Annotated in this window: 20 protein-coding genes; all 20 read right to left on the reverse strand. The window is 41.9% G+C overall.

The genetic code is table 11. The annotated features are described in order from the left end of the window. Positions 1–4 precede the first annotated feature (4 nt). Positions 5–367, reverse strand: a complete 363-nt coding sequence (locus NIE88_RS09385) for a response regulator (RefSeq protein WP_253061502.1) — start codon at positions 365–367, stop codon at positions 5–7. 98 nt (positions 368–465) lie between these two features. After that, positions 466–1656 (reverse strand): flagellar motor switch phosphatase FliY, encoded by a 1191-nt coding sequence (gene fliY, locus NIE88_RS09390; RefSeq protein WP_253061504.1) that lies wholly within the window; start codon positions 1654–1656, stop codon positions 466–468. Then, positions 1649–2647, reverse strand: a complete 999-nt coding sequence (fliM, locus tag NIE88_RS09395; protein WP_253061506.1) for a flagellar motor switch protein FliM — start codon at positions 2645–2647, stop codon at positions 1649–1651. The genes fliY and fliM overlap by 8 nt, the downstream gene beginning before the upstream one ends. 31 nt (positions 2648–2678) lie before the next feature. Continuing rightward, a complete protein-coding gene (gene fliL, locus NIE88_RS09400; RefSeq protein WP_253061508.1) occupies positions 2679–3113 on the reverse strand; it encodes a flagellar basal body-associated protein FliL in 435 nt (144 codons plus the stop codon). After that, on the reverse strand, positions 3092–3328 hold the full coding sequence (locus NIE88_RS09405) for a flagellar FlbD family protein (protein WP_253061510.1): 237 nt from the start codon (positions 3326–3328) through the stop codon (positions 3092–3094). Before NIE88_RS09405 ends, fliL begins: the two co-directional genes overlap by 22 nt. Before the next feature lie 58 nt (positions 3329–3386). Beyond that, positions 3387–4181, reverse strand: coding sequence for a flagellar hook-basal body complex protein (locus NIE88_RS09410; RefSeq protein WP_253061512.1), 795 nt, complete (start codon positions 4179–4181; stop codon positions 3387–3389). Between the two features lie 77 nt (positions 4182–4258). Next, a complete protein-coding gene (locus NIE88_RS09415) occupies positions 4259–4660 on the reverse strand; it encodes a TIGR02530 family flagellar biosynthesis protein (RefSeq protein WP_253061514.1) in 402 nt (133 codons plus the stop codon). Continuing rightward, complete coding sequence (locus NIE88_RS09420; RefSeq protein WP_253061516.1) at positions 4653–5126, reverse strand: flagellar hook capping FlgD N-terminal domain-containing protein; 474 nt, start codon at positions 5124–5126, stop codon at positions 4653–4655. The genes NIE88_RS09415 and NIE88_RS09420 overlap by 8 nt, the downstream gene beginning before the upstream one ends. Position 5127: 1 nt before the next feature. Then, positions 5128–6483 (reverse strand): flagellar hook-length control protein FliK, encoded by a 1356-nt coding sequence (locus NIE88_RS09425; RefSeq protein WP_253061518.1) that lies wholly within the window; start codon positions 6481–6483, stop codon positions 5128–5130. Positions 6484–6515: 32 nt separating this feature from the next. Further along, positions 6516–7136 (reverse strand): MotE family protein, encoded by a 621-nt coding sequence (locus NIE88_RS09430; RefSeq protein ID WP_253061520.1) that lies wholly within the window; start codon positions 7134–7136, stop codon positions 6516–6518. A gap of 14 nt (positions 7137–7150) precedes the next feature. Then, positions 7151–7585: a flagellar export protein FliJ gene (gene fliJ, locus NIE88_RS09435; RefSeq protein WP_253061522.1), complete on the reverse strand. Its 435-nt coding sequence runs from the start codon at positions 7583–7585 to the stop codon at positions 7151–7153. After that, the gene (fliI, locus tag NIE88_RS09440; RefSeq protein WP_253061524.1) at positions 7575–8903 is read right to left on the reverse strand and encodes a flagellar protein export ATPase FliI; all 1329 of its coding nucleotides are present in this window, start codon (positions 8901–8903) and stop codon (positions 7575–7577) included. Before fliI ends, fliJ begins: the two co-directional genes overlap by 11 nt. Next, positions 8903–9664, reverse strand: a complete 762-nt coding sequence (gene fliH, locus NIE88_RS09445; protein ID WP_253061526.1) for a flagellar assembly protein FliH — start codon at positions 9662–9664, stop codon at positions 8903–8905. Before fliH ends, fliI begins: the two co-directional genes overlap by 1 nt. After that, positions 9657–10673 carry a flagellar motor switch protein FliG gene (fliG, locus tag NIE88_RS09450; RefSeq protein WP_253061528.1) on the reverse strand — a complete coding sequence of 339 codons (1017 nt, stop codon included), beginning with the start codon at positions 10671–10673 and terminating at the stop codon, positions 9657–9659. The genes fliH and fliG overlap by 8 nt, the downstream gene beginning before the upstream one ends. Positions 10674–10689: 16 nt before the next feature. Next, on the reverse strand, positions 10690–12282 hold the full coding sequence (gene fliF / locus NIE88_RS09455) for a flagellar basal-body MS-ring/collar protein FliF (protein ID WP_253061530.1): 1593 nt from the start codon (positions 12280–12282) through the stop codon (positions 10690–10692). 50 nt (positions 12283–12332) lie between these two features. Next, positions 12333–12638 (reverse strand): flagellar hook-basal body complex protein FliE, encoded by a 306-nt coding sequence (gene fliE / locus NIE88_RS09460; RefSeq protein ID WP_253061533.1) that lies wholly within the window; start codon positions 12636–12638, stop codon positions 12333–12335. 10 nt (positions 12639–12648) lie between these two features. Then, entirely contained in the window at positions 12649–13095 is a 447-nt protein-coding gene (gene flgC / locus NIE88_RS09465; RefSeq protein ID WP_253061535.1) for a flagellar basal body rod protein FlgC, read from the reverse strand. Between the two features lie 5 nt (positions 13096–13100). Then, positions 13101–13478 (reverse strand): flagellar basal body rod protein FlgB, encoded by a 378-nt coding sequence (gene flgB, locus NIE88_RS09470; protein WP_253061537.1) that lies wholly within the window; start codon positions 13476–13478, stop codon positions 13101–13103. Positions 13479–13848: 370 nt separating this feature from the next. Then, positions 13849–14625 carry a GTP-sensing pleiotropic transcriptional regulator CodY gene (gene codY / locus NIE88_RS09475; RefSeq protein WP_253061539.1) on the reverse strand — a complete coding sequence of 259 codons (777 nt, stop codon included), beginning with the start codon at positions 14623–14625 and terminating at the stop codon, positions 13849–13851. Between the two features lie 447 nt (positions 14626–15072). After that, entirely contained in the window at positions 15073–16380 is a 1308-nt protein-coding gene (trmFO, locus tag NIE88_RS09480; protein WP_253061541.1) for an FADH(2)-oxidizing methylenetetrahydrofolate--tRNA-(uracil(54)-C(5))-methyltransferase TrmFO, read from the reverse strand. Between the last annotated feature and the right edge of the window lie 36 nt (positions 16381–16416).

The raw sequence follows: 16416 nt of genomic DNA on the forward strand, positions 1-16416 counted from the left end.
ATACTCATCCAATCGCTTTCTTAATTGCCTCGATAACACGGTCCGGTTGAAATGGTTTAACAATAAAATCCTTTGCTCCTGCCTGAATGGCATCAATAACCATGGATTGTTGTCCCATAGCAGAGCACATAATTACTTTGCAATTCGGATCAATACTCTTAATTTTTTTCAGCGCATTAATTCCGTCCATTTCAGGCATCGTTATATCAAGAGTGACTAAATCAGGTTTATATTCCTCATATTTTGCTACTGCTTCATTACCATTTGCGCCCTCGCCGCAAACCTCATAACCATTTTTTGTCAAAATATCTTTCAACATCATTCTCATAAAAGCAGCGTCATCAACAACAAGTATGCGTCCTGCCACGCCAATCCCTCCAGTTACCTTCATATGAAATATAATAATCCGACCAATCGTCTGAGCGAATCGGTCAGAAAAAAACGAGTTAACTTTTATAAGACTGCTTACAGATTTTTCAACCGATCACTTTGATCAAGAATCTCCGTAATCCGAATGCCGAAGTTTTCATCAACGACAACAACTTCGCCTTTTGCGATATATTTTTGATTGACCAAAATATCAATTGCTTCACCTGCAAGCTTATCCAGTTCAATAATTGATCCCGGACCAAGTTCTAATACCTCTTTAATTGTTTTCTTGGTATGTCCAAGTTCAACACTAACATCAAGAGGTATGTCCAAAAGCAGGTTCATGTTTCTGGGCATTGTTTGATCTTGAGAAGGAACATCTTCGTCAAAATCGGAAAATTGAACCGGATGAACATCTTCCTTAGGTACCGCGCGGTTATTAATAGCCTGATGAGCCGCTGCTTCCGGTGCTAATGTTGCAGCAGCTTCATTATGTGAAGGAACATCTGCATCATTCTTACCCTGAGCCCCATCCATAGACTGCATATCCGTTTCTGATTGCCCGGAAGAAATTTGTCCGCCTGTTTCTGTAATCAATGAATTAACAAGTTGTTTGCCAAAGTTAATCGGAATTAATTGCATAATGTGTGAATCGACTAGATCTCCGATTTTCAGCTGAAATGAAATTTCAAACATGGTCTCATCTTTTGGAATATAATCGATTCCCTGCTTTGCTTTCACATCCATCAGACTCAGCTTCGGCGGCGATATATCAATTCGCCGATTAAAAACAGTCGACATTGCGGTCGATGACGAACCCATCATCTGATTCATCGCTTCCTGCACCGCACTCATTTCCATATCACTGATTTGATCAGCAATATTCGTTCCGTCTCCCCCCATCATTAAGTTGGCAATGACGCTTGCATCATGAGTTTTAATGACAAGCATGCATGACCCCTGAAAGCCATCCGTATAATTGACAAGCACAGAAACATGGGGAACCGGAAACTCCTCCGAAAGGTTATTTCGATTGACCAAATGCACTTTCGGTGTCGTAATTTCGACTTTCTTGTTTAAAATGGTGGAGAGTGCGGTTGCTGCACTGCCAAATGAGATATTTCCGATCTCACCAAGTACATCTTCGTCTAAATCAGACATATCATCTTTTGCTTTTTCATTTTCCTGTTCAGACCGATCATCATCTTTGGATGATCCTGAATCCGATTCTGGTTGTTTCCCAAGAAGAGCATCAATTTCTTCTTGTGAAAGTTGTCCGTCACTCATCGACGTCATCCTCCTCTGTTAATTTTTTTATTATTTGGACAGCAATTCGTTTCTCGCGTTTCCCCGCCTGGGCAGTAAACTTCGGGAGACTGCCGACCTCAATAACGATTGGCTGCTCCAAATGCTGATCCAGTTTGATGACGTCCCCGATACTCAAATGCAATAGCTCATTTACTGTTATTTGCGATTGACCTAGTTTAGCAGTTACATTGACATATGAATGCTCAACACTTTTTTTCATTGCCCGGTACTCATCCGTCGTAGCGTCATTCTTCTTTTCGTTCATCCAATAGTGCATCGATAATTTTGGAATGATCGGTTCCAACACCACATGGGGCAGACAGAGATTAATCATACCGCTCGATTTTCCGATCATTGCAGACAGCGAAATAACAATCACCGTTTCATTTGGCGAAACGAGCTGAAGAAATTGTGGATTTGTCTCTAGTTCAACAAGAAAGGGATTAATATCATGTTCGACAGAAGTCCATGCTTCTTTTAGAGCAGGCAGACTGCCTTCAAATAATCCTTTCATTAAATCCGTTTCAATTTCTGTTAAATTCTCGATTTTATTCATGCTCTCACCACTGCCGCCAAGCAGACGATCGAGCATTGCATAGGCAATGTTCGGGTTCACTTCAATAATCAAGTGCCCTTCAAGCGGCGGTGCCTCAATAATATTCAAGACTGTCGCTGAGGGTATTGAGCGAATGAATTCCTCATATGGCAATTGATCAACCGATGCAACGGATATTTGAACATAGGTCCTCAATTGTGCAGAAAAAAATGAAGTGAGCAATCGCGCATAATTCTCATGAATCCGTGTCAAACTCCGGATTTGATCCTTCGAAAAGCGAAGTGCACGCTTAAAATCATAGACACGGACTTTTGATTTTTTCTCTTCATCCTTTAGTTCTTCTGCATTCATTTCTCCTGTTGAGAGTGCGGAAAGCAGTGCGTCAATCTCAGATTGTGAAAGTATATCGGCCATGTTTCTTCACCACCTCCGCCTTTGGCTAAGATCATTGCACAATCTTTTCAGTTGTATATACATGTGTCACCGTACCATTCTTAAGGAAACCATTAATTCTCTTTTTAACCATATTTTCTAAATTTGATATACCTTGCTGATCCTGCAAATCATCCGGAGTCATTCCAGACACCGTATAAATAACTGCATTTTTCACTTGAAAAGACCGCTTTTCGAGTTCCTCTTTCGTTTCTTTACTTGAAACTTGAATGTTAAAATCGAGTTTAATAAAGTGATCTCCTTTTATGTTCGTCGTGATTTCTCCAGTTGCAACGGTTAGATTTTTCACAATCTCATCAATATCCGGGTCTTTCCCAGCTTCCTCGCTGTGACCCGTATTCGACATAATAAAGAAAGTCGCAACCGTTCCGATGATCACCAGAACCATAAAGATAAAAAGGATATTCATTCCTCGGCTTTTGAACATTTACGTACACCTTCTTCCGCAGACAAGCCCGATACTAGTGAAATTTGCTTTAGAAAAACCATCATGATCCGGCTGACTTCTTCCGGGGATTCTCTGACAATGAGCTTCTTTCCATTAGTCAGCGTTATGGTCGTATCGGGCAAAGATTCCACTTGCTCAATTAAAAAAGGATTGAGCATAAACGGCTGGTTGTTAAAATGAGTTAACTGAATCATCCTCGTAACAAAATGTGCCGGGCAAAAAAGAGCCCAGCGCATCATCTCCTTCATTTATTTATCGTTTCAATTGTACTAATTCTTGAAGGATCTGGTCAGCTGTCGTTATTGTACGCGCGTTCGCTTGGTACGCACGCTGCGCTTCGATAAGGGCAGTCATTTCATCAGTCAGGTCGACGTTGGACGACTCAAGGGCAGATTGCTGAATATAGGTTGATGCCCCTAACGCCGGTGTCGACGTATTATTTATACCAATCGGTGCCCCAGAAGCACTTGATTGTTTATATAAGGAATTTCCAGCTTTTTCAAGACCTGCAGGATTATTAAATGCTGCTAATTCCAACTGTGCGAGCGTAGTCGTCGTATTATCATCATGCAATATTGTAATTGTACCGTCCTTCGCAATCGTAAAAGATTGTACATCATCTGGTATGGCAGGAATGGGTGTATTCCCTGTGCCAAGTAAACGGAGTCCCTGGGAATTTACCAATTCTTTAGCATCAGTCAGATGAAAGTCACCAGCTCTAGTATAATAGATAGCTCCCGATGCATCCTGAACTTTAAAATATCCTTCTCCGCTAATAGCAAGATCATAAGGGTTTCCTGTTGAATTGATCGGACCACCTGTAACAATATTGTCAATTGCAGAGGTCTGTGATCCATTTCCTATTTGTATTGCATTACGTGTCGCTTCCGCTCCTTGCATTGACTGACTGAACGTATCCTGAAAATTAACGCGACCTTTTTTAAAACCAGTAGTGCTGACATTGGAAATGTTATTTCCGATAACATCCAGATATGTTTGGAAGTTTTTTAACCCTGAAACACCTGATCCTAATGAGCGTAATAGCATAATGAAATTCCTCCTTTTTTATTTGACTGCTTCTGTCATTCCACAGTCTCAGCTCTCCTTAAAAAGGTCCGGCTGCCTTATTGATTAATGACGATTGTTCCGTTAATGTTTGAAAAAATTCGAGTGCCTGCTTCATCAAGACCCATTGCTGTAATCACAGTCTGATTCGATGTGTTCACTACTAGAGCCGCGTCCTTTGTCAAAACGAGTGAATCATTGATCCCCATTTTTCTCGCTTCCTGCATTTTGGAATGGATAAGCTGCCATTCAGACGATGAGATTTGAATATTTCGTAGATTCATACGTTCACGCGCATGCTTTGACAGCTTTACAGGTAATCGTTCACATTCGGTTTCGAGACTTTTCGAAAATGTTTGATTTGCGTTCTCCTGTTTTGGTTTTTCATCAACTGCTGGCTTTCCGCGAACCGAAGCAGAAATCGGGAATGGACTATAGGTAAAAGCATTTATTTTAGTCACCCTGAACGCCTTCTGCTGCATTACTGATCTCCGAAATCGAATCCGGATTAACTTGATTTCCATCGCTTGTCACGTATAAAACAGAACCGTTTTTCAAGGTTACTGACTGTACAATTCCGCTTAATGAATGAGTGGACGAATTTCCATCGCTATCTATGATCGTTTCATTCCAGCTAATCTGTTTGCCAATCATTGACGCTTGTTCAGATAATGATTGATTCGACTGGGTCGCCACCAGCTTATCGATCGCATCGCTCATGTTCTGTGTCTGTTCAAGTGTCGTAAATTCCGCCATCTGTGAAACAAATTGCGATGTATCCATTGGTGATGTCGGATCTTGATTCGTCAACTGCGCAATCAGAAGTTTTAAAAAAGAATTTTTATCAAGAGCTCCATTCACACTCGATGTCGACGATTGCGTATTCGTTGCTGCTGTTCCTGAGTTTACTGTTATATCACTGCCCATTTCAAATCCCTCCTCCCGTCATGAATTCAAGAAACGAATGGTCATTCTGCTCTGCTTCCGTGTCCATGCGATGGCTTTGCTTATGCTGGTCCTGATTTTCCTCCTGCGGATTTCCCTGTCGGGACGAGCCTTGCTGCTGTCCCTGGCTTGACGAACTGTCGGAAGAAGGTTGATAAAGCTGCCGATTGACATCAATCTGTGTCAAAGTAATGCCTCGGCCTGCACAGTCATGCTTCAGTTGGCCAAGTCCGCTTTCCAGCAAATCTTTCGCTCTTTGTGTTTCGGCGGTTAATTGGGCCGTTAAGCCTTGCTCTCCGCGACCGACAGAGATAACCAGTTTACCAAGATGTTCAGGATACAGTGTGACTGTAAAAGACTGTGTACCGTTTTTTTCCAGCTTAAACGATGCCTTTCCAAGCCATTCGCTGAGATGATTTGCGACTTGTTCATGTACAGATCCTTGACTTTCTACATTTTTTCCAGATTGAAAAGCTGTCCACAGTTCCAATTTACTCATTTGTCCTGTTGCTGCACGATGATTTTCCAACCCGATTTGTATTTTTGAATGATCTGTCTGTGCTGGTGAATCTTTTGCATTCACTTTTTTCGATGAGCTCTGATTATAGTCACCGGAAAATTCTTTTTCTTGACCGCCCAGCAGCATTCGTTGACTGGTGACCGAATCCCTTTCATTTTTAGCATGATTGTTTAACTGGTTGACATGTGGCTGTAAAAGCAGCCTTGTCTTATTTAGTGTTGCTGTTTCAGCGTTCTGTTGCCCTTTAGCTAAGGAATCATGCATAGTTTGCTGTTCAGCAGTTCCCGATCTCAGCCGATTAATGTTTAAGTGCGTGTCACTGTTGAGGTCTGTCTTAGTTTGCCCCTGTTTTGTATTTGCGGTATGAATCATTAACAATGCATCGCTATTTTTGCTTGTTCGATGAATGTGGTTTGGCTTAGGGCTCGGAATCAGTGCTTGGGCTTTCTGAAAATCATTATTTTTATGATCGAAGCCAACTTTTCCAATTATATCTTCCTTTGCCAAACCGTGCACCACTGTTTTCTTCTCTGCACTTTTTATTTTCGTCGCTGCGGGCTCCAATACGTGATTCATTTTTTGCGTATTTTTTGCTGCTGAAGATTTTTGAGATAATAAAGATTTACTGTTATTAAGTTCTGCATCTGAAGAAGCAGGCTGTGCTGCTGTACCGCTGACCATAGCTGCTCCGGCTTGCTGCACAAGCTGCATGATTGATAGAAAAGAATGCTTTGTATTTTTAGCGTTCTTATTCTTTTTTTTCGCTGCAGGCAGTGTCTCTGACTTTTCAGCTTTAATATCGCTCACATTCGTATTCATGTTCTCACCTCCTTTCAAAGATTTCTTATTTACTAAGGTGTTGTAGTTGTCGTTGCTGCAGTTGATGATGAAGAATTTGTACTGGCTGTATTTGCCTTTAGTCGCTGCGTCAGCGCAGCGGCTTTTGCTACATCCATGTTTTCAAGTATCGAAGCCTTCGTTTTGTCATCAAGTAGGTTCATATATTCAGCAGCTTGTTTAACCGACAATTTGTTAAAAATAGCTGCTGCTTTAGCCGGATCCATTGCCTTATATGTCTGAGCATACACCGCTTGACGAGCCGAAGCCGCCTGACTTTTTGTTTGTTTATCTGTGTCATTTGCTTCGCTTTGTGCCTGTTTTAACTGATTTTTCAGTTCTGCAATTTGGTCTGTTAATTTATTTTTGTCGCTTTGCAGCTTCTTAATTGTTGCTTGCTGAGCAGAATTTTCCGTTTTTAACCGTGCCATTTGTGAAGCATCCACTGATGTTGTTTGCTGCGTCTTATTTGTATTGTGACGAAAAATGAAACTTTTGGCTTCGTCGATCGGATCAAGACCGGATAATTTTAGAAACAAGGCCGCAAGCAGCAGCAAAAAAATAATTGGAACAAGAATTGCTGAAATTATTTTGATCAATTTCACTCCCAAACGTGTAGGTCTCCTTTCTTCCATTCCCCTGTACCTCCTCAGCGTGCCGTACGTTGACCAGCTATTTCATCCATCCGTTTGATTTCTGCCTTTTGAGTTAGCCGCCGATAAATACTCTGCTGTTTTTCCTTTATTTTTTCATATTTTTTTACTTCCATTGCTTTTTCCTGCAATTTGGTTTGGAAATCTTCTACTCTGGCTTTCGCTCTTATGTATCGTTTATTTGTTTCATCAATGAGAGAATCCATCGTATTGACATCTGTTATTCCCATCTTCATCTGATCAATTGTAATCGCCTGACTCATCTGATTCTGAAGCTCCGTTTGCGCTTTTTCCTTCAGATCCATCAGCTCGATTAATTTGCGTGCAAGGCTTTCAAACTCATCAAACAGACGTTTATACTGAACTTCCAGGTTGTACTTTTCATTCTCCGCCAGCTTCATCACACGTTCAAAGCGATATTCAAACCCCATTGGTGCTCATCTCCTGCCCAAAATCATGAAACAATTGGTTGACCGAATCCTTAATCGTTACACGAACCTTTTCTGACTGACGTAAAAAGTCCAGCATTTTCGGATGAAAATGAATTGCTTCATCGATCGCCGATGAACTGCCTTGCTTATATGCACCAATATTAATAAGATCCTCGGATTCAGTGTATTGAGACAGCAAGGTACGAAATCTTTGAGCAGCCTGTAAATGTTCTTGTGAACAAATTTCGTTCATGACACGACTGACACTTTTTAATAGGTTAACTGCCGGATATTGGCCCTTCTGCGCTAACGCGCGATCCAGTACAATATGCCCATCCAAAATACCTCGTGCCGTATCGGAAATCGGTTCGTCAAGATCGTCCCCATCAACCAATACCGTGTAAAAAGCAGTAATCGTGCCATTGTTGTCGGTACCTGCCCGTTCTAACAACTTAGGGAGCATAGCGAATACCGAGGGAGGATACCCCTTCGTTGTAGGTGGTTCCCCTATGGCAAGACCGATTTCACGCTGGCTCATGGCAACGCGCGTCAGTGAATCCATCATAAGGAGAACATCCTTTCCCTTAGCACGAAAGTATTCGGCAATCGCTGTCGCGACCATCGCCCCTTTGATCCTCATCAGTGCAGGCTGATCACTGGTCGCAACAATAACGATGGAATGCTTCATACCTTCCGGACCAAGGTCCTTTTCAAGAAATTCCCGAACCTCTCGTCCTCGTTCGCCAATCAATGCAATAACATTCAGATCGGCCGATGTATTCCTTGCGACCATCCCCATTAATGTACTTTTTCCTACACCGCTGCCAGCAAAAATGCCAACACGTTGACCTTTTCCAACCGTGAGCAGGCCATTGATCGAACGAATACCGAGTTCAATCGGTGTCGTAATACGAGGCCGGCTCATTGGATCGGGCGGTTCCTGATTCGTCGGTACACTGTCTGTTGGTTTCGAAAAGGTCATGCCAGAAACCGGTCGTCCCAAACTGTCGCACACTTGACCGAGCAATTCTTCATTTACTTTCACCTCAAGCGGTTTGTCCGTTGCTTCAACTAAACAGCCCGGCGCTATTTGAGCAACCGACGTATATGGCATCAGTAAAATATTTTCATCCTTGAACCCAACAACTTCTGCCATTATTTTTTTTCTTCCTGACTGGATATAGATCAGACAAACATCGCCGACTGATGCCGATGGACCTTTTGATTCAATCAAGAGACCAACAACCCGATTAATTTTCCCATATCGCCGATAGCTGTCAATCGTTGCCAGTTCGTCAATCAGATGCGCCACATTCATCAGCCTTTTTCCTCCATCAACTCGGCAAGTTTCTCCTTAATAACCTGAAGCTGACTATCAACACCAGCGTCGATTTTCCCGAAAGAGGTCTCGATCGTACATGCCTCATCCGAAAAGTCACTGTCGGCATAAACATAGACTTTAGCATCCTGGACTATTTTATCGAATTCCCAGCGATTTTGATTGAGATGATCAAAGTGTTTTGGAGCAACCGTTATTTTAATTGTTTCTTGATCCCGGACTTCACGGACTGCCTTGGCAACCAGAGCAAACCATTTGTATTCATCAAGAGCCAGAGAAGTACCGATTATTTTCTCAGCAACAGCGATTGACAGCTTCAAAATTTCTGGTTGTGCTTCCTTGATGGAATCATTTAAAAAACTTTTTGTTTGCTCAACAAATTGGTTTCCTTGATCAATAAGCGAATCATAATGTTCTTTCGCCGCTTTTGTCCCCTTACTGAATCCTGCCGCATAACCTTCTTTTATTTTCTTTTCATAGGCTTCCGCTCGTTTTTGCTCTGCCGTTTCCTCATCACGGGCAATCTGCTGCCGTATTTCGGCTGCCTTCGTTTCTGCCTCCTTAATCAAACGATTGGCTTCACGCTTCGTTTCATCAATCTTTTCATTTAGTGTTTGTTCAATTGCATCCGAATCCATTCCGGAATTTTTTAATGAATCTAAATGAGGATCGATGACAGCAGAGATATGCACAACCTTTGCCTTTCCCTCAGAGCGAGCCTGTTTGATCAAATTAGACAATAACGTCATCTCCCTTCCCGCGAGCGATCACAATTTCTCCGGCATCCTCAAGCTTGCGAATCGTGTTGACAATTTTGGTCTGCGCTTCTTCGACATCATGCAGTCTCACTGGCCCCATATATTCCATTTCCTCTTTGAAACTGGCGGCCATTCGTTCAGACATATTTTTAAACAGCAGATCTTTGACTTCATCGCTGGCCGTTCTCATCGCAAGAATTAAGTCCTCGTTCTCGCTCTCACGGATAACGCGCTGAATGGCCCGGTCATCTAGCACAACAATGTCTTCGAAAACGAACATACGCTTTTTGATTTCCTCTGCGAGATCAGGATCATGAGTCTCCAATTTTTCCAATATATTACGTTCGGTTGTCCGATCAACTCCGTTCAAAACACTGACAATGGAAGAAATTCCTCCGATCTGAGTATAATCTTCGTTCACTGATGAGTTGGAAATCTTTTTCTCAAGAATCCGCTCAACTTGCGTAATTGTTTCCGGTGACGTACGATCCATTTGTGCAATTCGCCGAGCAACATTTGCTTGCTGTTCAACAGATAGAGCAGATAAAACCGCCCCTGCCTGATCAGGATCCAAATAAGAAAGAACAAGTGCAATCGTTTGCGGATGTTCATTTTGAATAAAATTTAAAATTTGCTGCGGATCACTTTTGCGCATGAAGTCAAAAGGCTTAACCTGAAGCGTTGAAGTCAGCCTTTGTATGACCTTGTTCGCTTCGTCGGATCCGAGTGCTTTCTCTAAAATTTGTTTTGCGTAGCCAATACCGCCTTGAGATATGTACTCTTGTGCAAGAGCTGTCTGAAAAAACTCGTCAATGACTTGTGCCTTAGTTTCCGCATCTATTTTTCGTGCATTGGAAATTTCCAGGGTCATGTCTTCAACTTCTTGTTCCGTGAACTGCTTAAAAACAGTAGCAGAGACATCAGTCCCAAGCGCAATCATCAAAATGGCTGCTTTTTGTTTTCCGGTTAATTTTGTTTTTCGTGTAGGCATAACGGCCAGCTCCCCTTTACTTGTCCTCAGCCATCCAGCTTCTAAGCAGTTTGACAAATTGATCCGGTTTTTGTCTTGCCATTTTTTCAAGTTCGTTGTACTTTTTCTTTTCCGGATTTTCCTTATTCAGCATTGCTTCATAATCTTCCTGTTGAGGTATATCCTCTACAACAGTCTGATCCTCAGCTGCATCTTCAGCCATTTTTCTTCGACGCAGAACAAACCAGATTATAAGACCGATCACTAATGCCAGTAAAATTCCTCCGATAATATAGAACCAATTAAATCCGCCATTCTGTGTCTGCATTGCTGCTTTACCATTAAATTGACCAACGGTTACCGAGGTCTTTTGATTAATCATATTATTTGGCAATTCTTGGCCTTGCGCGTCTGAAACAGATGTTTTAATTATTGAATTAAGAATTTGACGGACATCGTTAATCCTTTGAGCTGATAGAGAATTATTGTTATTCGCAGTTGGTGGTTCGATCATCACCTGTATCCCAAGATCAGTTACTTTATACGGACTGTTGACAACTTCACGATGAATTCTGTTGAATTCATTATTTACTCGGTCTTCAACCTTTTGATAAGTGCCATTGCCATTGGTTCCATTTTGATAAGTCGGAACATCGTTGGTTCCTGTCCCCGCTTGTCCCTGAGCTCCTTGACCCGTGTAAGTTTCAGTGATATGCTCGGTGCTGGTTTGAAGACCTTCCATTGTTTGTTGATTTACAGGCTCTACTAGGTCCTGCTTTTCCTTTGACTGAGTAAAATCAACATCGGCGGTAACATTTACCATAACTTTGCCCTCGCCCATCATCATCGTCAGCATTTGTGTCACTCGCCGCTGTACATTGCTTTCAATGTCGCGAATGATTGACTGCTGTTGATCATAAGTTGATTTTACAGATCCGCTCGATGTACTGTTTTTCAGATCATAATAGTTGAAATATTGATCCATGATCACAATATTACTGGTAGGCAGATTAGGAACACTCTTTGAAACCAAGTGATATAGTCCGTTTACTTGATCCGAGCTCAGCTGTCCCCCAGATGCAAGGTTCAATACGATCGAAGCCGATGCCTTGCTTTTATCATTCTGATCGCTGACCCAGACATCATTTTGCGGCAGCGTAATCATAACCTTCGCTGATTTAACACCCTTAGTATTAGAAATTAAGTTTGCCAATTCCGTCTGCATCGCGGCACGCTGGACAACATCAAACTGCTTATCCGTCATTCCAAATCCTGCATTTTGACTAAAGAATGAGTAATCGATCTGCCCGGTCTTGGGAAGGCCCTCTGAGGCAAGTTCAACCTTAAGCTCATCAACCTGGTTCTTCGGAACACTGATCGTTGTTCCGCCGTCCGAAAGCTTATAAGGGATCTTCTTGCTGTCAAGAGTATCTGTAATTTGACCTGCTTCGCTTTCTGACAGATCGCTGTACAATGGTGTATAATGTTTTACATTTGTTAAAAGCAGCAGCACGATAACTACAATGATGATTGCTGAAGTGCCGCCAATGATCCAAATTTTGTTTTTTTTCGGTAATTCGATCCAGAATTTCTTTAATCGATTTATCCACGCCGACAGCCGTTCCTTCATATCTTCTTCCTCCGTTCATTTTCGAGCCGGATACTAGATACCAATATCAATCAAACCTGCATTCTCATGACTTCTTGGTATGCCTCGACCACCCGGTCGCGAACCTGAACGGTTGTCTTAAGCATGACATCCGCTTTCTGCATGGCAATCATTACATTATGTAAATCAACATCGGTGCTTCCGTTTGCGAGCTTAGTAACCATTTGATCGGCAGTCTGCTGGGAGTTATTGACCGTACCAAGTGCATTTTCCAGTGCATCGGCAAAACCTTGTTGTGCTTGAGCAGTTGTCTGCCGACCGGAAGATGCGGCAGCATCCGTTGCTGCTGTATTAATACTGATAGGTGTGATGTTCACTGTCTAAAACCTACCTTCCTATGTCTAATGCATGTGTAAGCATGTTTTTATTTGCATTCAATACTGTAACTCCGGCTTCATATGAGCGGTTCGCGTCCATTAAATCAACCATTTCCTTAAGAGGATCGACATTAGGCTCTTGAACATAGCCGTTCGCATCAGCATCCGGGTTCTCCGGATCATACTTAACCGGAAAAGCAGATGGGTCTTCGCTTACCGAAGAAACTTCAACACCACCTGCCGAACTTCCAAGGGAAGATTGCAGCATAGAACCGAAGGTATTGGGTCCTATTGTTTTCAAGTTCACCACTTTCCTCGTGTAGGGTTCCCACTTTCCGTTGACATACCGTCCACGTGTTGTATCCTGGTTGGCAATATTTGCCGAAACAACATCCATTCGAAACCGCTGCGCCGTAAGACCTGAAGCAGATATATTAAGGCCGCTGAACATTCCCATCTTAATCAAGCTCCCCCTAACACTATATTAAACTTTTTAAACTGATCGCTGGCAGCTTGACTCAGTGTCTGATAGAGCAATTGATTTTGCGCCAAATCAGACATTTCATGGTCAAGATCAACGTTATTTCCATTATTTTGAACCGTTCCATAGTTGTCGGTCACTGTTCTGTATCCCGAATCTTCAGAGGATGAGAAACTTATATGTGACGCGTTCGTACGATTCGCCTTTAATTCGTTTTGCAATACACGGTCAAATGTAACCTTTTGTGCTTTGTAGTTGGGTGTATCGACATTCGCGATATTTTGTGCAATTGCATTCTGCTCCGCCATTGATCCGTTCAGTGCACGTTCAATTGCGGTTAGGGGTGTGACTGAAATCATCGATCAATATCCTCCTTATTCCAAATATTGGCATAGATCAGTTAGAGTACCTATGTCTATTTTATCAACTTTTTAACCATTGTCTACGCGAATGTATACGATTCGACTTTATTCAACTTTTATTTCGCGTCCAATAATAGTCATATAGTCTTATATATTCGACATATATTTTCAATGTTATTTAATAAGTATGTAATGTAAGCGTGATTATTATTTTTTTCGTCACAAAAAACAGGCCATGAGCACTATATTATATTTATGACTGATACATGTGAAAAAATTGTAACAAAAAGGGGCTCATGGTCATAAATACTCATGGCCAAAAGTCCCTTTTATGTTGCTTAATATGGATCAATTTAAAACTGTGCTATTATTCTCCCTTAATCCGATTCAACTCATAAAGAAATTTATCGTTAAGCACTTTAATATAGGTGCCTTTCATTCCGAGAGAACGTGATTCAATAACTCCTGCACTCTCCAACTTTCTCAGCGCATTGACAATAACCGAGCGCGTGATGCCGACACGATCAGCAATTTTGCTTGCAACCAGCAAACCTTCCTTGCCGTCCAGTTCTTCAAAAATATGTTCAATAGCTTCAAGTTCACTGTACGACAATGAACCGATTGCCATTTGAACAATTGCCTTTTCACGAGCTTCTTCTTCAACCTCATCCGTTTTTTCTCTCAGAATTTCCATACCGACAACGGTTGCTCCATATTCGGCAAGAATCAGATCTTCATCTGTAAACGTTTCGTTAAGTCGAGAAAGAATCAATGTACCGAGCCTCTCTCCTCCACCGACAATCGGCACAACCGTTGTCAATCCATTTTCAAACAGATCTTTGTTTTCATCAGGGAATACACTGAATTCACTGTTAACATCCAAATTCGGTGATGTCTGCGCTACCATAAAAAGATTTTGTGTATACGTATCCGGAAGCTGCCTGCTTTCAAACATCTTTTGCATGCGTTCGTTCTCAAATTCAAGTTTCAATGAAAGACCGAGTATTTTACCGCGACGACTAACCACAAATGTATTTGTTTGAATGACATCACGTAGTGTTTGCGCCATTTCATTAAAATCGACCTGTGTTTTTGTTCCTTGAAGCAGTTGATTAATTTTTCTAGTTTTTTCTAATAAAGTCATCTTTATTCCTCCTGAGTAACGTAAATTCTGGTTTATTAATAAACTGGTTGAGATTATGGCTTGTACAATGGTCAGAGATTCTATTGTTCACAAATTCGGCAAGACATCGCGTAAAAAAACGTAGTCAATTGCTTCGAACGGGCAAACTTAAACAATTTTCCCAAATTTGTATGTAACCTTCTCGTACCAATATTATCTGATATTGCTCGGGTACTTGCGAAGCCATGTCGTTTGTTTGCAGTTTCGTCAGAATATTAAAACTTTATACATAATCACAATAAAGCTGAAATACGATTGACGAACATTCTATTGAGCATTCTTAATCACAAATAGCTTTACTATTTGCAAATCTCGTCTCAAAACGATTGTTTTCAATCATCATTTCGTAAACACTGACAAATCCTGCCTATCTATGTTAGCACAAGGTATTTGAATTAGCAATAATATTTACAATTTTATAATAACATCCCGGAGCAATTCCAAAGCTCTGGATGCATAGTGTTCCGCTCGCAGTTTCTTGTCTTTAACTCGCTCGGTAAGTGGAGGAAGCAGTCCAAAATTGGCATTCATCGGTTGAAAATTCTTTGAACTTGTTGTTGTTATATAATGAGCCATGCTTCCAATTACTGTTTCTTCTGGAAAAGTAACCGGATTCTTATCCAAATACAGCTTCGCTGCGTTTATTCCGGCGATTAACCCTGATGCAGCAGACTCAACATAACCCTCGACACCGGTCATCTGACCGGCAAAAAACAGATCATCTCTCGCCTTCGTTTGATAAGTAGGTTCAAGCAGCAACGGCGCGTTCAAAAAAGTATTACGATGCATTACGCCATAACGAACGATCTCTGCGTGCTCCAACCCTAGAATCATTTGGAATACTCGCTTCTGCTCTCCCCATTTTAAATGCGTTTGGAAACCGACCATGTTGAAAAGTGAGCCGGTTGTGTTGTCTTGGCGAAGCTGCACCACAGCAAAGGGTCTTTTCCCGGTTCTCGGATCTTCAAGACCGACCGGTTTCAGCGGACCGAATAAAAGTGTTTTTGCACCTCGGCGCGCCATGACTTCAATCGGCATACATCCGCTAAAGTAGTTCTCTTTTTCAAATTCCTTCAACGGAGCCGTCTCTGCCGTCACCAATGCGTGAAAAAAAGCATCAAATTCCTCTTTATTCATTGGACAATTTAAGTAAGCGGCATCGCCTTTGTCATATCTGGATTTCAAATATACGGTCTCACGATCAATCGTCTCTCCCAAAATAATCGGAGCAGCCGCATCGTAAAAATAAAAATACTTTTCACCCGTTAACCGTTGAATACTTGCCGACAATTTATCGGACGTAAGCGGACCAGTTGCAATAATCGTGATTCCCTCAGGGATTGATTCGGCTTCTTCCCCCACGACAGTCACATTTGGCATTTCTTTAAGCGTCCTCGTGATCATTCCTGAAAAATCATGACGATCAACTGCGAGTGCACCGCCGGCAGGGACGGATGCCGTATCCGCAGCCTTCATAACTAATGAATCCAGATGACGCATTTCTTCCTTTAAGATGCCGACTGCATTGGTTATACTGTTTGATCGAAGCGAGTTGGTACACACTAGCTCCGCAAATTGGCCAGTATGATGCGCAGCTGTCTGTTTTTCGGGCCGCATTTCAAACAAAGTTACAGGTAACCCGCGCTTGGCGATTTGCCAAGCAGCCTCGCTGCCGGCGAGTCCCGCCCCAATAACATTTACTGCCTTTCTCGCCATCACTTTTCCTCATTTCTTTCAATCAGTCACACAGTC

Source organism: Sporolactobacillus shoreicorticis (assembly GCF_024125445.1).
Lineage (GTDB): Bacteria > Bacillota > Bacilli > Bacillales > Sporolactobacillaceae > Sporolactobacillus > Sporolactobacillus shoreicorticis.